The sequence below is a fragment of the Bartonella sp. W8151 genome (genome assembly GCF_016100385.1).
Lineage (GTDB): Bacteria > Pseudomonadota > Alphaproteobacteria > Rhizobiales > Rhizobiaceae > Bartonella > Bartonella apis.
Window position 1 is genome coordinate 522,562 of sequence record NZ_JACFSO010000001.1, and the last position, 19,940, is coordinate 542,501.

The 19,940-nt window shown below is 45.9% G+C and carries 14 protein-coding genes and 1 pseudogene; 7 read left to right on the plus strand and 8 right to left on the minus strand.

Annotated features, from left to right (window positions below; all coding sequences use genetic code 11):
- Positions 1-136 precede the first annotated feature (136 nt).
- Entirely contained in the window at positions 137-1,597 is a 1,461-nt protein-coding gene (locus H3V14_RS02395) for a phospholipase D-like domain-containing protein (RefSeq protein ID WP_198226284.1), read from the plus strand.
- A 211-nt stretch (positions 1,598-1,808) separates the two neighbouring features.
- Here the strand turns inward: H3V14_RS02395 and H3V14_RS02400 are convergent, their stop codons facing one another.
- Positions 1,809-2,696, minus strand: a complete 888-nt coding sequence (locus H3V14_RS02400; RefSeq protein WP_198226286.1) for an endonuclease/exonuclease/phosphatase family protein — start codon at positions 2,694-2,696, stop codon at positions 1,809-1,811.
- 293 nt (positions 2,697-2,989) lie between these two features.
- Between H3V14_RS02400 and H3V14_RS02405 the strand changes: the two are divergent.
- A pseudogene (locus H3V14_RS02405) lies at positions 2,990-3,280 on the plus strand (DUF2794 domain-containing protein); the annotation flags it as partial.
- 182 nt (positions 3,281-3,462) lie between these two features.
- Here the strand turns inward: H3V14_RS02405 and H3V14_RS02410 are convergent.
- From H3V14_RS02410 to H3V14_RS02420, 3 genes are all read right to left on the minus strand, one after another.
- Complete coding sequence (locus H3V14_RS02410) at positions 3,463-4,233, minus strand: Bax inhibitor-1/YccA family protein (protein WP_075869683.1); 771 nt, start codon at positions 4,231-4,233, stop codon at positions 3,463-3,465.
- A gap of 165 nt (positions 4,234-4,398) precedes the next feature.
- Positions 4,399-6,957 (minus strand): ABC transporter permease, encoded by a 2,559-nt coding sequence (locus H3V14_RS02415; RefSeq protein ID WP_198226289.1) that lies wholly within the window; start codon positions 6,955-6,957, stop codon positions 4,399-4,401.
- Positions 6,954-7,643: an ABC transporter ATP-binding protein gene (locus H3V14_RS02420; protein WP_198226291.1), complete on the minus strand. Its 690-nt coding sequence runs from the start codon at positions 7,641-7,643 to the stop codon at positions 6,954-6,956. The genes H3V14_RS02415 and H3V14_RS02420 overlap by 4 nt, the downstream gene beginning before the upstream one ends.
- A 73-nt stretch (positions 7,644-7,716) precedes the next feature.
- Here H3V14_RS02420 and H3V14_RS02425 point away from each other — a divergent pair, with 73 nt between their 5' ends.
- Both H3V14_RS02425 and H3V14_RS02430 read left to right on the plus strand, forming a co-directional pair.
- On the plus strand, positions 7,717-8,436 hold the full coding sequence (locus H3V14_RS02425) for an arylesterase (RefSeq protein ID WP_083639761.1): 720 nt from the start codon (positions 7,717-7,719) through the stop codon (positions 8,434-8,436).
- A 204-nt stretch (positions 8,437-8,640) separates the two neighbouring features.
- Positions 8,641-9,144, plus strand: a complete 504-nt coding sequence (locus H3V14_RS02430; protein WP_198226293.1) for an MmcB family DNA repair protein — start codon at positions 8,641-8,643, stop codon at positions 9,142-9,144.
- 192 nt (positions 9,145-9,336) lie between these two features.
- Here the strand turns inward: H3V14_RS02430 and H3V14_RS02435 are convergent, their stop codons facing one another.
- From H3V14_RS02435 to hrpB, 3 genes are all read right to left on the minus strand, one after another.
- Positions 9,337-9,897, minus strand: coding sequence for an ActR/PrrA/RegA family redox response regulator transcription factor (locus H3V14_RS02435; protein ID WP_075869687.1), 561 nt, complete (start codon positions 9,895-9,897; stop codon positions 9,337-9,339).
- A gap of 73 nt (positions 9,898-9,970) precedes the next feature.
- A complete protein-coding gene (locus H3V14_RS02440) occupies positions 9,971-11,272 on the minus strand; it encodes an ActS/PrrB/RegB family redox-sensitive histidine kinase (RefSeq protein WP_198226295.1) in 1,302 nt (433 codons plus the stop codon).
- 116 nt (positions 11,273-11,388) lie between these two features.
- Positions 11,389-13,884 carry an ATP-dependent helicase HrpB gene (hrpB, locus tag H3V14_RS02445; protein ID WP_198226297.1) on the minus strand — a complete coding sequence of 832 codons (2,496 nt, stop codon included), beginning with the start codon at positions 13,882-13,884 and terminating at the stop codon, positions 11,389-11,391.
- Between the two features lie 121 nt (positions 13,885-14,005).
- On the opposite strand from hrpB, the gene H3V14_RS02450 reads away from it, so the two are divergent.
- The 3 genes from H3V14_RS02450 to H3V14_RS10910 all read left to right on the plus strand — a co-directional run bounded on the left by H3V14_RS02450 (position 14,006) and on the right by H3V14_RS10910 (position 18,586).
- The gene (locus H3V14_RS02450; protein WP_198226299.1) at positions 14,006-14,350 is read left to right on the plus strand and encodes a RidA family protein; all 345 of its coding nucleotides are present in this window, start codon (positions 14,006-14,008) and stop codon (positions 14,348-14,350) included.
- Between the two features lie 656 nt (positions 14,351-15,006).
- Positions 15,007-17,436, plus strand: a complete 2,430-nt coding sequence (gyrB, locus tag H3V14_RS02455) for a DNA topoisomerase (ATP-hydrolyzing) subunit B (RefSeq protein ID WP_198226301.1) — start codon at positions 15,007-15,009, stop codon at positions 17,434-17,436.
- A gap of 1,018 nt (positions 17,437-18,454) precedes the next feature.
- Entirely contained in the window at positions 18,455-18,586 is a 132-nt protein-coding gene (locus H3V14_RS10910; RefSeq protein ID WP_255520356.1) for a hypothetical protein, read from the plus strand.
- Here the strand turns inward: H3V14_RS10910 and pncB are convergent.
- Positions 18,583-19,887, minus strand: a complete 1,305-nt coding sequence (gene pncB / locus H3V14_RS02465) for a nicotinate phosphoribosyltransferase (RefSeq protein WP_075869693.1) — start codon at positions 19,885-19,887, stop codon at positions 18,583-18,585. The genes H3V14_RS10910 and pncB overlap by 4 nt on opposite strands.
- Positions 19,888-19,940 lie beyond the last annotated feature (53 nt).

Sequence of the window (19,940 nt, forward strand, 5' to 3'; positions counted from 1 at the left end):
CTTTTTCATGCCGGCAATACCATTTTCGCGCCACCTTTATCATAGAATATAAGAAATAAGTAACATAGAAATAAAGAAGGTTAATCATTGTAGCGGTTATCAACGTCTGTGAAGACCAATGAAAGCAAAGTAACCAATGGATGTGTTTATTGAAAATTATTGGCCGCATATCCTAGCCGTATTATCGTTTTTTCTGGGACTTGGGGCAGCAATCCACGCCACCATGACAAAACAGGAGGTTCGTACCGCTATAGGATGGGTTGGTGTTATTATGCTCTCGCCCATTATAGGAGCCTTAATCTATGGTATTTTCGGTATCAACCGGATGCATGACAACGTTGTCTATAAACGTCATCGTCATGCCGGTGGAAAAGGGCGTGCGCGCGCCGAAAATTATGATTGTTCGGATAGCTATATTCTGGAAAGATTTGGCCGTCTTGCCCTGCCGATGAAAAAACTCGGCGATAATGTGAGTCTCGGCCGCATGACACATGGCAATCACCTGACGGTGCTTGATAATGGCGACGAAGCTTACAGTGCGATGTTAAAGGCAATCGGTGCGGCGAAGCGTTCGTTAATTCTTGAATGCTATATTTTTGACCGCGATAGTATGGGAGAACTTTTTGTTGCTGCTTTAGCGGACGCGGTGCGTCGCGGTGTCGAGGTGCGCGTTCTAATTGATGCCGTTGGCGCCCGTTATTCAATTCCATCGATAGTTCGTGATTTACGGCGTGAAAAAGTCCCTGTGGCCGTCTTCAACGGAAATATCATTATCGGTCTAAGACTGCCTTATGCCAATTTGCGCACCCACAGAAAAATTCTTGTTGTTGACGGGAGTGTTGCTTTTACCGGAGGGATGAATATACGTGCCGGTTTTTCCCAAACATTCAGCGGTGAAAAAACCGCGGATGACACACATTTTCGAGTCGAGGGGCCTGCTGTGGCCGATATTTTTTCGGTAGCAGCCAATGACTGGGCTTTTGCGAAGGGCGAAAATCTCGATACAAAAAACTGGTCTATTCCTGCAATCAGGGACAATTCCGATGAAGGGGTGTGTATACGTGTGGTACCAACCGGTCCGGATCGGTTGATTGAAACAAACCAGCATATGTTGATCGGGGCATTCTCGCTTGCCGAACGACATATCCGCATCATGACACCTTATCTCTTGCCTGATCGGGAGTTGATAAGTGCGCTGGTTACAGCGGCCCGTCGGGGTGTCGAAGTTGATATTGTTGTACCGGGAAATAACAATCTGAAACTTGTCGATTGTGCCATGCGCGCGCAATTTGACCAATTGTTGCGTGACGGATGCCGCATATGGCGTGCAGAAGGACCATTCAACCATTCCAAACTCATGGAGATTGATGATCGCTGGAGTTATATCGGCTCGTCAAATCTCGACTCGCGCTCGTTAAGACTGAATTTCGAAATTGATATGGAAATATTCGACGAGTCGCTTGCCTGTTATCTTTCACAAAAAATCAGTCACGAACGGGAAAATGCGCATGAGGTCAGAATGGAAGATCTTTTAAAACGAGCGTTTCTTTCGCGTTTGATCGACAAAATGATCTGGTTGGGTTCGCCCTATCTTTGAAGCGTTTCATCGTCTTCGAAAAAATTGGTAAGATTTTTTGCGTGCAAATACGATGTATAACCAGCTGGAGTTACCGGCTTCTTCCATCTAAACAGCAATCCGAAGTATAAATTCGAAAACCGGATTTCTTCCGTGTTTTCAAATCCTTCAGCGTTGGTCGATCACCCTTTATTTCACGCGCGACACGTCTTATCGAATCTTATCAATCAGCTTATTTCAAGCGATTGATCGCTCCGGTTTTTGTGCGTTCTTTCAGCAATTTGGTAGCGCCTTCAAGGTCGATCTCCGCCTTGATAGGTAGATGATCGGAAGCAAGCCGTGCAAGTGGTGAGTTATGAATTTCTATGTTGGAAACAAGCTCGTGCGGATAGGCAAAAACACGGTCTAGTGCCAAAATCGGAAAACGGGAGGGAAAACTTGGTAAAGTGCCCAGTCTTAAATCAAAGAATGGAGAAAGACTTTTTAGGGAGGATGTCCTGCCAAGTCGCCATTCATTTAGATCACCGATCATAATTGTCGGCATGATTTCACGTTTTTCCAGAATAGACAAAATAAGTTTTGCCTGCTGAATCCTCGAATGATGCAACAGTCCGAAATGGGCTGCAACAATGCGGATAAGCCCGAGCGGCATATCAAGTTCGACAATGAGTGCACCGCGCGGTTCAACACCGGGCAGATTGAGCTGGACGATATCTTTGACTTTGCCATTACGGATGAAAAGTGCATTGCCATGCCAGCCAAGTCCTCGTGGAGACATGGTATTGATCGGAACGCGTTCCAATCCGGTTTCCGATTTCAAAAGTTCCGGATCAAGCAAGCCTACTCTTTCGCCAAAACGCTTGTCGGCTTCCTGAAATGCCATGATATCGGGATCAAGTTCCGCAACGACATGGACAATTCGTGCGGGATCGAAAACATTGTCGACACCAACACATTTATGAATATTGTAAGAGCCGACAACCATATCATAAGTGTCGCAATCGGCATCTTTCGGACGGTGTCCATGACGGTTCCGGACAGCTTGCAACAATCTTGTCTGAAGGGCTTTTTGACTTAATTGGCTTGGCCAATGGAATTTTTTATTTTTGAGGATGTCCATGATTTTTTCTGAAAGCAGAATTGCCCCGCTCGAAAGCTTTAACCATAATATGAAGTACCAGCTTTAAAACTACAAGATTTGTCGCTCTAAATTGAAAACTATTACCATCTATTTTTTCACTGGAATATGATAAAAGATTTAATTATTGCAAGAAAAATTGTCTACACCATTTAAAATGGGACAATAATATCCGTAAATGTTGGAAGATTAGCACCATGGCTGATATGAGCGACGATGAAGCAATAATAATCGAAGCTTTTTCACAAAACGGTTCCAGGAAACATATAGGGCCTGTTGCCTTTAACCGGATTGAACTGAACGCGATTTTGCGGGTTTATGGACAAATGGTCGCTGCCGGCGAATGGCGTGATTATGCGATTGACCATCTTGATGACAGAGCCGTGTTTTCCATATTTCGCCGCACTGCCGAAATACCGCTTTACCGTGTCGAAAAAAACCCGAAATTGGCGAGCCGCCAGGGTGCTTACAGCGTCATTGCTGCAAGCGGGTTGATCTTGAAACGTGGTAAAGAACTTCGCAATGTTCTGAAAGTGTTTGATAAAAAACTATTCAAGATTGTTTGAGCCTATCCATTGGATTTGCTTCTTTTGAAAAGCAGCGGAAAGCTATTGCATTTATCGTTTAAATTCCATCGGAAAACCGTGCACATAATCGGGTAAGCAAATTCCAACGCCTTTAAAAATGGCCTGAAAAAACCCCGTCTTCAAAAAAGGCGGGGTTTAAAAATCGTTATATATTCGAATTTTTAGGAGTTGCGATTCTGACCGAGGAATTGCAACAAGAAAACGAACATATTGATGAAGTCGAGATAGAGCGTCAAAGCACCCATCACAACCTTGCGGCCACGTGTTTCTTCGGCATCGCCTTCATAATACATAACCTTGATTGTCTGTGTGTCATAAGCGGTAAGACCGGCAAAAATAAGAACACCAATAATCGAGATTGCAAATTGCAGCGCATTCGAGCCAAGGAACAAATTGACAACCATGGCAAGCAGAAGACCAATCAACCCCATGAAGAGGAAAGACCCCATGCCTGTCAGATCGCGTCTTGTTGTGTAACCATAGAGTGAAAGGGCACCGAAAGAAGCCGCAGTGATAAAGAATGTCTGCGTAATGCTTGCAGGTGTGTAGCGCAAAATGATTGACGAAAGCGACAAACCGACAAGTGCTGCATAGACAAAAAACAATGCGCGCGCCGAACTTGTGCTCAACGACTCGATTTTGAAGCTTAGAAAGAAAACTGCAATGAGCGGGGCAAACATCACAACATACGCAAACGGTGACGTATAGAAGGTAACACCGAATGATGTCAGATGGACGCCATTTGGTAACATATAAGGTGTCGGATCGCTCGTTGTTGCAAGTGAAGCAATAGCAAACGCTGCGATACCTGTTATAACAAGCCCGATTGCCATCGCGTTGTAGACGCCTAGCATATAACTGCGCAGTCCCTGGTCAATGGAAGCATCGGCCTGAGTGACTGTCGTCGGGCGAAAGTTTCTGAAATCAGCCATATAAATAATCCTTTAGCTTGTGTTCCGGACGGTGTCGGTAAATGGCTGGAAAAGCTGTTTTCCCCCACTTGAAATCCGGGCGCCGCTGGCGGAACCCCAGCATGCCTAACCGATATTATGGGCATTAATTTGATAAATTACAAGTCTTTCATTGTTTTCAATACATTACAATTCTTTAAGAAAACGCGATGGTTTTTCACTCAAAATGTGCCAGGTTCCGATAAGACCGAAACCGATTGTCAGGATAAGAGCGACAAGGACAACCATGACACCCGAGCCGAAGAAAAAATGGGTATTGGTTATCTCCATTTTATAATGGCCGATCATTGAACCGGCTATCGTTCCGGCAATAAATGCAAAAATCGCCGTTGCAAGTCCGAGAATTGTATATTCGGCAAGATAGGCCTTGAGGAGCATTTTGCGGGTTGCACCCAAGGTTTTCAAGATTACTGCATCATGAATACGCGACCGGTTGGTCGAAGAAAGTGTGCCGACGAGGACAAGAATTGCAGCAAGAATTGCGATCGCAGATGAAGCACGGATTGCAGTACCGATTTCATCAACGATTTTTCTCGCGTCAAAAAGAACCTGACGAACAGGTACGACAGTAATCGAAGGGAAACGATTTGCAATGTCACGCATCAATGCCGCTTCATTGAGGGCATGGTTATTGCCCGCTTTGAAAGTTGCAAGATAAACATGTGGTGCAGCTTGCAAGGCTTGTGGCGAAAAAATCATTACGAAATTCATATTGAATGAATCCCAATCGACATCTCGAAGACTGGTGATGCGCGCGGTTATTTCCCGCCCCGACACATTGACAGTAATAGTATCGTCAAGTTTCAAAAACAGTCCGATTGCTTCCCTTTTGGAAACAGAAACCTCGATTGCATCACTTCTGTCATTTTTCCACCAGTTGCCTTCGGAAAGCACAGTGTTTTCCGGCACAGCTGCCGAATAGGTTATATTGCGGTCACCGCGCAACACCCATTCACTGTCTTCTTTTACATGTCTGTTCTTTACCGGTTCACCGTTTATTTTTGTGATACGGGCGCGCAATGTCGGCATGATCTTGAAGCTTCCCGACGGATCTTGCTTATGCAGAAAGCTGGAAAAATCGTCTGCATCACTTTTCAGAATATCCATAAAGAAGAAATCAGGAGCCTTTTCGGGAACCGAACCAGATAGCTCGGATCTCAAATTGCTGTCGATTGTGGAAAGCGTAACAAGCAGTGTCAGACCTAGCCCGAGTGCCAGAACAACCGAAGGAGTAATGGATTGTGGCCGATAAATATTGGCTATTGCAACGCGCAAAATGGTTGAATGGACATGGGCGCATTTGCGCGCGAGAAAAATAATTGTCGAGGAAACCGCTCTTAAAACCAGGAAGACAATAATGACTGCGATGATAAATATGAAAGCAAGTCTTTTGTCTGATGTGGTCGAAATCGCAAGAATTGCAGTTATGAGAAGTAATATTGCTGAAGAGAGCTGCGCAGATTTATCCGACTTTTTGATTGTCGAAACGTCGAAAGGACGAAGAAGCGTCGTTACCGAAATAAAGCGGGCCCTGGATAAAGGCAGTATTGCAAAGGCAGCAACTGTCAATAATGCAAAAATGACTGCAAGGATGAGACTGGCTGGTGAAAAATGTGTGTGCTCGAAAAATGGTAAATAATGGCTGATGACAAAACTTGCCACAAAGGGAATGATTGCAGCGAAAACAAGCCCTATCACAGTTCCAATGAGTGCAATGAGCATGATTTGTGAAAAATAAATTTCTTCAATGAAACGCGAACGCGCACCAAGTGCTTTGAATATGGCTATCACTTTGCGCTTTTTATCCATATAGGCGTTAACAGAATTGGCTATGCCAACGCCACCGACAATGAGCGCTGTAAGCCCGATAAGAGTAAGAAAACTGGTAAAACGTTCGATGTTTTTTTGCAAAACAGGAGCAGCATCGACGTGGGCGCGGATCGCCCAACCATTTTCCGAAAACTCTTTTTCATGGTTATTCCTAAGGTTTTGCAACGTGCTATCCGACGGATTATCAAGTTTGATCCGATAAACAAAATTGTGCAAACTTCCGGGAACGATAAGACCCGTTTCGCGTAAAGCATCAATCGACATAAAAACCCGCGGCCCAAGCTGAAAGCCTTCCGACAAGAGGTCAGGTTCTTCCTCGACAACTGCGCGAATTGTAAAGTCGCGATCTCCAATTCTAATTTTGTCACCAATGTGAAGCTGAAGCCGGTCAAGCAAAAGTTTCTGGATTGCGACACCAAAACCACCAGAACCTTTCCCATCTTTTCCGAACAATTCGGTGTTTGTGGCTTGGGGAACGGTTTTTAACTCGCCATAAAGCGGGTATGAGCTGTCGACAGCCTTTATTTCGACCAATGTGCCGTCATTTGTGTCGACTCGTCGTGCCATAGAGCGCATAAGAATACTTTCGGAAACTTTTCCATTGGCTTTGAAAAATGCCAATTCTTTTTCATTTGCCTCGCGCTGTGTATGGCTAAAACGTATGTCTGCGGCAAGAATTACCTGCCCCTGATTTTTGATTTCATTGCTAATATTTTTTGAAACACCATCCACCCCGCCAATTGCTGCAACCCCCAATGCAATAAGGCAAAGGAAAATATAAAATCCTTTGAGGCCGCTACGCATTTCTCTCAAACAGAAACGCCATGCCAGACAAAGTTCCTGAAATCTTTTCATGCAGGCATCACGCTTTCATTTTCGATGCGACCGTTTTTCACGTGGATTTGGCGTTCACAACGTGCAGCAAGGCCAAGGTCATGGGTAACAAGCACAGTCGTCAATCCATGTTCTCTGGCTCGTTTGAATATGAGGTCGGCAATTGTTTTACCCGTGTCGGCATCAAGATTGCCTGTCGGTTCGTCGGCAACCAATATACGGGGATTGGGGGCGAGTGCGCGAGCAATTGCAACGCGCTGTTGCTCACCACCTGATAATGTTGCAGGATAATGATGAAGCCGCCCGCCAAGCCCGACGCCTTCTAGTTCTTTTTTGGCAATATCGAAAGCATCCTTGTTCCCCGCAAGTTCAAGAGGAACTGCCGCATTTTCCCAAGCCGTCATATTGGGAATAAGTTGGAAGGATTGGAAAACAATGCCTATATTCTGCCCGCGAAAAATCGCTGCTTCATCTTCGTTCATCTTGTCGATGCGCGTACCCGCAATGGTTATTTCACCACTATCGATTTTTTCAAGTCCGGCAAGCACCATAAGCAATGTCGATTTGCCGGAGCCGGAGGGGCCCACTATGCCTACGGTTTCACCTTGATTTACCGTAAGTGACAATTCCTTTAAAACGTGAACGCGAGAGCTTCCTTCACCAAGAGTAAGATCAATATTTTTCAGTTTAACCAGTGAACTTGCCACAAATAACTCCTGTTCTTATGCCATAAGCTGATTTAAAATATAATTATACTTCTCGTAAAGGGATTGAGAAATAATGTTGCGATCATTCATTTGCGCATTTATCGGCCTTTCTTTTGGCTGCATTGCGAGTTTACCTCTATTTGCTGAAGAAACCGGGCAAACACAGGAACCGGCACGGGAAGATAGTGAAACAACAGTTCTTGATGATGATTTGACGCCGCCACGTCCATTCCAGATTGTCGGATTTGGCGATAGCCTTATGGCCGGTTACAGGCTCCCCGTCGATAAATCCTTTACCGCCGCCCTTGAAGCCGCCTTGCAGGCAAAAAATTATAATATATCAGTTATCAATGCGGGAGTTTCGGGTGATACAACGACTGGCGGCCGCGAACGTCTTGACTGGTCGGTACCCGAACAAACAGGGCTTGTCATTCTGGAACTCGGTGCCAACGACATGTTGCGCGGCATAGACCCGAAAGTTACGGAAGATAATCTTGATTTCATGTTGTCACGCTTGAAAGAGCGCAAAATACCGGTCATACTTGTCGGTATGAAAAGCGCACCCAACTATGGTAAGGAAAAAGCGCAGCAATTCGAGTCGATCTATCAACGTCTTGCCGACAAATATCATGTAACCTTCTATCCTTTCTTTCTGGAGGGTGTAGCAGGTCATCAGGATCTGCAGTTGGACGATGGCAAACATCCCAATGAAAAAGGCGTTGCTGTCATTGTTGAAAAAATGCTGCCAATGATCGAAAAAACATTGAATGAATTGGGCGTTCATCACCAATAATGTAGCACTGGTCATTTTGCGCCAATGAACAGGCATGAGTGAACCAACATTCGTAAATTCGATCGCTAAAACCGATTGAGATTAAAGAATTACCGATAAACGTGTTTGCGAAGTGTTGTTTCAAGGCTCGTGTCGATCAACAGTCATGAGGAATGGAAAAACTGCCGGATATGAATTCAAAAGGAACAAGTAAACTTTCTCGTTATGCCGATTATCAATCTTCATAAAGAACATCCATTGGACGACGGGCGTCAATCGGAAAAAGCTCTGATGGTTCGCCACGGCGTTCAAAGACTTTTTTTGCGACTTGGTATTCCTGTTTTAAGCGAGTTGCCGCTTGCCGACGGAAGGCGGGCTGACCTTGTGGGAATTACACGCAAGGGTGAAGTGATTATTGTCGAGATCAAATCTTCTGTAGGAGATTTGAGAGCCGACCACAAATGGCCGGATTACCGGATACATTGCGACCGCCTCTATTTTGCCAGTCATAACGAAGTTCCGATGGAACTTTTTCCTGAAGATTGCGGGTTTATTCTGGCAGATGGTTTTGACGGCTATATTATGCGGGAGGCTCCAGAACACCGTATGTCGGCAGCAACACGCAAAGCCGTTATGTTGCGCTTTTCGAGGGTTGCAGCGCGGAGACTTACGCGCGCTGAACTCGAAGGATTCGACCTTGCCGACGACAATGGAGAGAAAGCCGACTGATTTATTTGGTAACCGGTAATGCCAGCCTTCTAGGCCTCACAGAGAATCCAGACAATCTTGGGCAATTCCATATATTTCTGGTGACAAGTTTTTAAAAAATGGGGCGTATGCGACAATAATCGATATTCATCATACAGGAACCGCGACAGAGGTTGCCAAGCAGCATATCGGTTTTCAGCCGTCATTTTCATTTCATCGCGGTGCGCGTTTTGCCAGAATACGTTGTAAAGTACGCCGGTGCATGTTGAGCTTGCGGGCGGTTTCAGAAACATTACGGTCGCACATTTCGTAAACGCGTTGGATGTGTTCCCAACGTACCCGATCCGCCGACATAGGATTTTCGGGAACGGGAGCTTTTTCACCGGCGTGGCGGGTTAAAGCTCCGAATATGTCGTCGGCATCGGCAGGTTTCGAGAGATAGTCGATTGCGCCAAGTTTAACAGCGTTGACAGCCGAAGCGATATTGCCATAGCCGGTCAATACAATCATATGGGTGTCAGGGCGGATTTTACGAATTTCTTCAATGACATCAAGCCCGTTACCATCCCCCAATTTCAGATCAACCACTGCATATGCTGGTGGGCTATGGCGCACATTGGCGATGCCATCTTGCACTGATTCGGCCATAGTCACATTGAAACCACGTGTTTCCATGGCACGCGCCAAACGGTGAAGAAACGGCTTGTCGTCGTCAACCAGAAGCAAAGAAGTATCGGCCCCAATTGCATTCTGATCATGTGCAGTGTCAGTCATTCATCGTCCTTTATCGGCTAGGGGTAAAATCTACCGCTTGATTGTCAACATTAGCCTTGACTGCGACAAATTGTCAAATCGTGTTGGACTTGGTCAACCCCTTTCTACTCCATGCCAGATAGACTTCTGCACCGAACTCTTTTTTGGGACTATTCCGGAAACGTAAAAGCGCTCCCGATCGTTCGAGCAGTGTTTTTGCAATGAATAGTCCAAGCCCCAATCCGCCTCCCTGACTATCGGTATGGCGGCTTGTTGTATAAGGTTCGCCAATACGATCGAGAATGGAAGGATCGTAGCCATGACCGTCGTCGATAATCGTGAGTGCTACATATTTTTCATTCCATTTATATTTGATGATAACCTTGCTGCGCGCAAAATCGACGGCATTTTCCAACAGATTGCCGAGGCCATAAAGTATGCCGGGGTTTCGTGGGAAAACCGGTTCTTTGCCGGTTGTTTCACCTTTTTCGAAAACAATATCGATACCGAATTCGCGAAGCGGTTCCGAAACCTCTTCTAGAAGTTCCAGAAGGCTCAAATGGGAAAGATGTTCTTCACCTTCACTGGAAAGTGTTGTCAAACGTTTGAGTATGTTCCGGCATCGCTCGGTCTGGCTTAACAGAAGGCGCAAATCGTCGCCAATGTCAGGATCATCCTTTAATCCGTTATACATTTCCTTGACGACAAGCTGGATTGTTGCAAGCGGGGTGCCAAGTTCGTGGGCCGCAGCTGCTGCAAGGCCATCCAGTTCGGATAAATGTTTTTCGTGTTGCATAATAAGTTCGGTAGCACTTAATGCGTCGGCAAGGCTTCGGGTTTCCTCCGCAACCCTATAGCCATAGGTCGTCGTAAATATGAGCGAGGAAACAATTGCCGTCCAGATGCCGTCAACAAGAAGCCTTGGCATTTCAATAGTATGACCGGAATACCAGGGCAAAGGTTCGGAATAGGTGGAGAGGAAACTTGCCAGAATGATGACCAGCAAATTGAGAAAGATGATGTGTTTTCTTGGCAATGAAGTTGCAGATATGACCGCCGGAGCAATCAGTAAAACCGAGAAAGGATTTTGCAGGCCGCCTGTCAGATAAAGCAAAGCGGCATACTGTAAAATATCGATACCCAGAATGGCAGTGGCGACATTCGAAGATAAGCGGTCATTGATCGAATAAAAGAATGTCAGAAAAATATTGAGCCAGATGGATGCAGCAATCAATATTGCGCACGGGACAATCGGGAACTTGAAGCCCAGATAGACCGAAACAAAAGCAATTGTTATCGTCTGGCTGAAAATAGCAAGCCAGCGTATGCGGATGAGCGTTGTCGAACGCAAGCGGCGCGAATAGGTGGATGTGCGTTGAAAAAATTCCTTTTCCATCAATTTTGCCTTTGCCAATTTTGCCTTTGCGAAGTGAGCTCGTCTATTTATTCGGAAAATCGGTTAAACGAAACAATGTCGTTTCATAATGTTTAAAGCTGATATTCGGCTTCATTTCAACTGCCGCGCGGCTTTGTGCGCCGCGTCGGGAGTGCGGAGAGCGGGTCTTCCGGCCACGAGTGTTTCGGGTAGCGCCCGCGCATTTCAGCTCTTACATCGGCCCATGAACCGCGCCAGAAGCCCGGCAGATCACGCGTGATCTGGATTGGCCGGTGGGAAGGGGAAAGAAGTTCGAGAACAAGTGGTATATGTCCATCGGCAATGGAAGGATGTTGACTGAGCCCGAATAATTCCTGAACGCGGACAGAAATGAGTGGTGCTTCCCCTTCATAATTGATCGAAATGCGAGACCCCGTCGGTACGATAAAATGTGTGGGGGCTTTTTTGTCTATTTCGTTTTGAAGCTGATAAGGTACAAGCGATAGAAGACCATTATAAATCATTTTCCCGCTTATTGTATCAATCCGCGCTTCTCCGTGAAGAAAGGGCAATAGCCAGTCGTCGAGTTTTTTTAAAAGTTCTTCGTCCGACATATCAGGCCATGGTTCGCCCAAACCACGGTGTAACCATTGAAGACGGCGTCTTAACGCGATGGTTTCTTTGGTCCATGGGAGCATATCGAGGCCGTAACGCCTTATAGCCTCGATAACGGCATGATCGGCTTCCTCACCAGAGGGGAGAGGTAGCGGTTTTTCGCTTAAATTGATTGCTCCAAGTTTTTGAATTTCTCGTGCACGGAAAGAACGCGATTGCACATCGAAAGAAAGGTCTGTGTGGCCTTCTATTTTATCGGCTAGTACGTTGCGGATTGTTTCTTCGTCGATTTTTGCAGCGGCAAGGACACGCGCTTCTTCGGCTTTTCCTATCATATCGGCAACCACGAGATAATCCGCTTTGAAAAGGTATGAAAATTCATCAACTGCAACGCCTCTTCCATTGGCAAGCAGAAAACGCCCCTTGTTGCCCCTTGCTTTTGCAACGCGGTCAGGCCAGGCAAAAAGTAGGAGCCGCCCTGCTTGATCGACAGAAAGTGCGGCCGAATTTTCAAACCCGACTTTGCTGTCAGGCCGACTATCGAGCCATTGTCCTTTGACAAGACGTTGAACGAGCAAGCACGCTTTTTTTGCCCGGTCGGATTGATCAGTGCGGAATTTTTCAATTCTGTGCCCGATATCGTCGTCGTTTCCACCAAGTCCCCGTTCGGTCAATATCACGGCAATCTCGCTCGCCAAGCGGGTCTCTTCTATGGTCCTTGTTTTGATAAGCATGGCAGATAGACGCACCGGCAAAGCAGTTTTACGCATCTTCTCGCCAATAGGTGTGATACGGCCGGTTTCATCAATTGCATCAAGTTTTTTTAAAAGCTCGCGTGCTTCAACGATTTGAGGTTTTGGCGGCGGGTCGAGAAAGATTAGCTTTGATAAATCGGTAATTCCAAAGGCAGCACTATCAAGCACAAGATTGGAAAGGTCGGCTGAAAATATTTCAGGTGTCTGGAAATCCTGAAGGGATGAGGTTTGCCCTTCGTGCCAAAGGCGCACAGCAATGCCACGCGCTGTTCTTCCGGCACGACCGGAGCGCTGGTCAACCGAAGCGCGCGAAGCTCTCACTGTTTCAAGTCTTGTGACCGCCGTTGAAGGTTCAAAAACCGGCACCCGCGAAAGTCCGCTATCAATAACAACGCCGATACCGTCAATGGTGAGTGAGGTTTCGGCAATAGAGGTTGCAAGAACCACTTTACGGTGCCCCTCGTCAGCGGGTTTGATTGCTATATCCTGTTCTTTAATGTCCATTGCCCCGTAAAGAGGCGCAATAATGGTATTTTTATCAAGCTTGTCGGCAAGTAATCGCGTCGTTTTTTTTATTTCCCTTTGTCCGGGAAGAAAGGCGAGAATACTTGCAGGCTGTGACGACAACCAGTGACGGATGGCTTTTGCCATTGCTTCTTCGATAGTATCTGTAGCCTTTCGTGGCTGATAGACAATATCAACGGGAAAGCTTCGCCCTTTTGATTCAATCAGAGGTGCTCCCTGAAGGACTTTTGCAATTCTTGCTCCATCAAGTGTTGCCGACATGACAAGAATTTTTAAATCAGGGCGCAATCCCTCCATAATATCAAGCGTCAATGCCAAACCGAAGTCGGCATCAAGACTGCGTTCATGGAATTCGTCAAATAAAACGGCTGCTACTGACGATAGTTCGGGATCGTCCAGAACCATGCGTGAATATACGCCCTCGGTTACCACAACAATGCGCGTGTTTTTGGAGATTTTTTTATCAAAGCGCATGAGATAGCCGACAGTTTCGCCGACTTTTTCACCAAGGCGGGATGCCATTTGTCGTGCAGCAGCGCGTGCTGCCAGGCGCCTTGGTTCAAGCAGAATGATTTTTTTATTTTTGCACCAATCCTGTTTTAACAGATGAAGAGGCACGAGTGTGGTTTTGCCAGCACCCGGTGGGGCAACGAGAATAGCTTTGCCGTTCGAACCGAGAGCTTTGTCGAGTTCGGGAAATGCTTCGGTAACTGGAAGGGGTGGTTGACTTTGTTTCATATAAACTTTGATAATATTGGCAGCGTGGTCGTGAAGATAAACGAAAGAAATAGACTTTTGCTCTTGATATGCCAATAAATAAAGCATTTGACGCGAAATAATATTCATTGAGGGAAAATGGATGACGATAAAACGGATTGATGCGAATAAGCGGATGAGCGAAGCCGTGATCTATAATGGTATGGTTTTTCTTTCTGGACAGGTCGGAAGTCCCGGCAAAACTACCAAAGAACAAACAGTCGAGGCGCTCTCGGCAATTGATCACTTGTTAGCAAAGGCCGGAACCAACAAATCCCGATTGTTATCGGCAACAATCTGGCTTGCCGATATGGTGGATTTCGACATTATGAACGAGGTTTGGGAAGCATGGTTGGAAGAAAGCGCGGCTCCTGCTCGTGCAACATGTGAAGCGCAACTTGCTTCTCCTCTCTATCGGATAGAAATAATCGTAACGGCCGCATTGTAAAACTTTTATTCTTTGGCTTCTTGTCAAAGCTTGAATTGTTTTTGTTGCACGAAAGCGGATGCGCGGAGCACAAAAGTCAACGCTTGTTTCCGACGCCGGTTGATGAAAGAATCATAGTATTTTCGCTTTGCTTTTTATCCGCAATGGCCTGTTTTGCTGGTTTGACGCAACGATATGCTTCTTTTGGAACGCCCATGATGACGGCGTTTTTGCAAAGCTTGAAAGAATGCCGTTGGAAACAAGCTTTTCAAGCTTTGACAAAACAATAAAAAATAACGGCATATGTGATTAAACTGCGCTTAAATATTTTATTGAAAAACAATTATGGCGATCGTTTTGTCGGGAGAAGAGGTTTTGCATTGAGATGAATGCAATGTGAAGAGGGGGATGTTTAAGAATTTATATTTGTCCGGTTAATTCATACTCTGGATAAATCATAAAAAGACAATTTTTAATCGCCTTTCGGGCTTTTTCTAAAAATACGGTCGATTTCAATATAAAGTCCTTCAAACAAGCCGGACACACCGTCTATCCACGGGAAAAACGCTTAAAAAACTTGGTAAATCGGGGGCCATGGCGTATAAATAAAAGGCTTGCCCGCCTTGATTCGTAAGGCGGTTTAACACAATGTTTTCAAAGCAGAAATGGACTGACTTATGAGTGATCAAACAACACAGCATCAAGAAGGCGAATATGATGCCGGATCCATTAAGGTACTTAAAGGCCTTGATGCCGTGCGCAAGCGTCCGGGGATGTATATTGGCGATACCGATGATGGCTCGGGTTTGCACCATATGGTCTATGAAGTTGTCGATAACGCTATTGACGAGGCGTTGGCCGGCTATGCAACTCTCATTACAGTGACGCTTAATGCCGATGGCTCTTGCACGGTTACTGATAACGGGCGTGGAATTCCGACAGAAATTCACCCGACTGAGGGTGTCTCGGCTGCTGAAGTCATTATGACACAGCTTCACGCGGGCGGTAAATTTGACCAGAATTCCTATAAAGTTTCTGGCGGCCTTCACGGTGTTGGTGTCTCGGTTGTCAACGCATTGTCCGTTTGGCTGAAATTGCGTATCAAACGCAAGGGCAAAATTCATGAAATGAGTTTCACTCATGGCGAGCCGGATGCTCCGCTGAAAGTTGTTGGCGAATGTGGCGATGAAACCGGTACCGAAGTTACATTTCTTCCCAGTACCGAGACATTCACGATGGTCGAGTTCGATTTCGATACGTTGGAACGGCGCCTTCGCGAGCTCGCTTTTTTGAATTCGGGTGTCCGTATTCGTTTGACGGATCGCAGACACGCCGATGTTCATGAAGAAACATTGCATTATGAAGGCGGGCTTGTTGAATTTGTCAAATATATCGACCAGTCCAAAAAGCCGCTTATTCCCGAACCTATCTACATTAACGGCCAGAAAGACGGTATGACTGTCGAAGTGGCCATGTGGTGGAATGATTCCTATCATGAAAAGGTTTTGTGCTTTACCAATAACATTCCCCAACGCGATGGCGGTACACATTTGGCCGGTTTCCGTGGTGCATTGACACGTCAGGTCAATGGTTACGCAGAAACATCGGGTATTGCCAAAAAAGAAAAAGTCACTCTGACAGGAGATGATTGTCGTGAAGGGTTGACGGCAATTTTGTCGGTAAAAGTACCGGATCCCAAATTTTCATCTCAAACCAAAGATAAACTCGTTTCGTCCGAAGTGCGGCCGGTGGTTGAAAACCTTGTCAATGAAGGGCTTTCCAACTGGCTTGAAGAACATCCGGCCGAGGCAAAAATTCTGATCGGCAAGGTTGTCGAAGCAGCAGCAGCCCGTGAAGCCGCGCGTAAGGCTCGTGAATTGACCCGTCGTAAAGGTGCTCTGGATATATCGTCACTTCCAGGTAAACTTGCCGATTGTCAGGAACGCGATCCGGAAAAATCGGAAATTTTCATCGTCGAGGGTGATTCCGCCGGTGGCTCCGCAAAAAGTGGCCGTGCCCGTCAAAATCAGGCTATTTTGCCTTTGCGTGGCAAGATTTTGAATGTTGAACGCGCCCGTTTCGACCGTATGCTGTCGTCAGATATGATTGGTACTCTGATTACCGCACTTGGTACATCAATCGGCAAGGACGAATTCAATCCTGATAAATTGCGTTACCATAAAATCATTATCATGACCGATGCCGATGTTGATGGAGCCCATATTCGCACATTGTTGTTAACGTTCTTTTTCCGTCAAATGCCGGAATTGATCGAACGGGGTTATGTCTATATTGCCCAGCCACCGCTTTACAAAGTAACGCGTGGCAAATCTTCCCAATATATCAAGAACGAAACAGCTTTCGAAGAATCGCTGATTGATGCGGGCCTTGAAGGCAGCGTACTGGAACTTGCCAATGGCGAAATGCGCGCCGGTGCCGATTTACACCAATTGGTAGAAGATGCGCGTATGATAAGATCCATGCTTCATGGCTTGCATACGAGATATAACCGGACTGTTGTCGAACAGGCAGCAATTGCCGGTGCACTCAATCCTGAAGCTCTTTCGACGAAGGAAAAAGCTCAGGAAACAGCCGATCGCGTGGCAGCTCGCCTTGATATGATTGCCGAAGATATGGAACGTGGCTGGACAGGGCATGTGAATGACGATGGCGGCTTGCGTTTCGAGCGGGTTTTACGCGGCGTAAAAGATGTTGTCGTCCTTGATATGGGATTGATTGCTTCGACAGATGCAAAACGGATCGACAATATGTCCCATCATCTTGATGAAATTTACGGAAAACTTCCGGTTTTGCGGCGTAAAGATACGACAGAAACAATTTCCGGTCCGATATCTCTTCTCAATACCATTTTTGCAAATGGTAAGAAGGGACTTACAATGCAACGCTATAAAGGCTTGGGCGAAATGAACGCCGAACAGCTTTGGGAAACCACACTTGATCCCAATGCACGTTCGCTTTTGCAAGTTAAAATCGGCGACGCACAGGATGCTGATGGAGTTTTTGCAAAATTGATGGGTGATGAAGTGGAGCCCCGCCGCGAATTCATACAGGAAAACGCTCTTAATGTCTCGAACCTTGATGTTTGATCGGCATAAAACAGGCCGCAAATGTTTTGGCACGCCGGTAATAAACGGCATTTGGCCGAAGTTTCCGGCACGAGAATGACAATATTAAAAATTCGGGATAAATCGCGTTCTTTTCCGAGGAACTATTTTCAAAAGCCGGCCTTTTCATGGCCGGTTTTTTATTGCCTTAAAATGTGACAAGTCATGCGTTGGAGAATGGGCTTTTTAAAAAGAAAAATTATTCTACCTCATCGGGCTTAAAAATGACGTGGCAGTCAGTCGACAATTTTTGAATGAGATTTTTCAACAGTTTGTAGGGGGGTAGTTTATAAAATTGTGACGAATGGCTTGGATTTAAAAAATTGGAAGTCATTTTTTATGGTGCTTGCACCACTGACAATGAAGCAATCGCGTTTTTAACAATTGATTTCATAGATACGAAAAGTTGTTCGTTCATACGAACGAGCTTTCTAAAGACTATCGTTCCGGATAAATGAAATAACCGATGTCGTTGACTGGATGAGGGGAACAAACATTTCAATCATTTTGATGGAAATGTCCTGTGCGGTTTCAGCTTTGCCGGAATTTTCAATCTATTCAAAGTGCGAAGTAGAAAGAACTAGGTTCGCAAATTAACGCGTGTTCGCCATCGTTTTCCCAAATGTGATTTTTTGGACAATAGGCCATAGCACGACAAAAGACAAAATGCGTGATAGTCGCAATATGACGGAACATGCCAGCAGGCGGGGGACGGTGGGCAGGAGGCTAAAGGAAGGGGAGAGTGCTCAAAGCTCTTCTACATTAATGATAAATGCCACCGCTAAATCATTCTTGGCAAGTGATGTTTGAAAATGGTGAAAGCCTGAAAGTGAAAAGAAAAAGGCTCGAGAAAATCAATTGGTTATTAATGAAATCTTAGCGGGGGAAAACGGTTTTTCACTTAAAGTTGGTTCAGGCTTTTTGCTTCCGGGCTCCTTGGAAGCTCTATGTGAAACGGAAAACAAAAGTTACAACTGACAAAAAACAAAAATCGGGTGTCATGTCAGTACATCGTCTCGTCGCCTTTCCCCTTGTCGTCGCTCACATGCGTGCGCAAAAACTCCCGCCGCTTGAAAGTGACGGGAGTGAAAAAATTCGCATTATGAAAAATTGTCCGGATAAAGTTTTTTAAACCCTTACCGGCTTCGATACACGTTCTTCGTTGCCGAAGAACTGCAGGTAACGGCGAATTTCATTCGGCTCGCCGATTGCTTTTTCAGGATTATCCGAAAGTTTGACTGCCGGCCTGCCATTGGCATGGGTAACTTTGCAAACAAGCGAAATCGCATCCAGTTCTTTGATGTCATTCGGAGCACAACCGACAAAATCATTGGTCAGATTGGTTCCCCAGCCAAAGCTCATGCGAACGCGACCCTGAAAATGCTTGTAAGTTTCTTCAATCGTATCGACATCCAATGCGTCAGAAAAAACAATGAGTTTTTCGCGCGGATCTTTGCCGTGGTCTTTCCACCATTTGATGATCCGTTCGCCGCCTTCAATCGGCGGGGCACTATCCGGACGAAAGCCGGTCCAGTCGGCAACCCACTGGGGCGCATTGCGTAAAAACGCAGCCGTACCGAAAGCATCAGGCAGTGCAATCAAAAGATTACCGCCATAATAACGGTTCCAGTCCTGCATGACACGATAAGGGGCTGTGAGCAATTCCTCGTCATTATTGGCAAGGGCTGCAACAACCATTGGCAATTCATGGGCATTGGTGCCGATAGCTTCGAGATCGTTATTCATAGCGAGAAGCACATTGGAAGTGCCGGTAAACGAGTTACCAATACCTTCTTTCAAAGCTTCTACGCACCATTGCTGCCACAAAAATGAATGGCGCCTGCGTGTACCAAAATCGGAGATACGGATATCGGGATATTTTTTGAGCCGCTCGACCTTGCTCCACATTTTGGCTTTTGCCCGTGCATAGAGAATGTCGAGTGCAAATCGTCCAAGATTGCGCATAGCCGCACGCGAACGCAATTCATTGATGATCGAGAGCGCGGGTATTTCCCACATTGTAGTGTGGGTCCACGGCCCCTCGAAATTCAAAATATATTGCCCGTCTTTACGTGTCAGCTCGTAATCGGGCAATTGAAAGCCTTGAAGCCAATGTAGAAAATCGGGTGTAAAAATCTGCTTGCGACCATAAAATGTGTTACCCGCAAGCCAGATCATTTCTTTTTTGGTGAATTTCAAAGTACGGGCATGGTCGAGTTGTGCCCGCAATTCCGCTTCATCGATTTCATCGGCAAGCCGGACCGTCTTGGTACGGTTGATCAATGAAAAAGTGACATCGACGTCGGAATAAAGTCCCCAAATCATCTGCAACATCAGGAACTTGTAGAAATCGGTATCAAGAAGCGATCTTATAATCGGATCAAGCTTCCATGTGTGATTATATACACGTTCAGCAATATCAGTTCGCGCCATAGCACTTTCAATCTGTTTATTGTCTCTACCCTATGGGAAGAACGTTACATTGA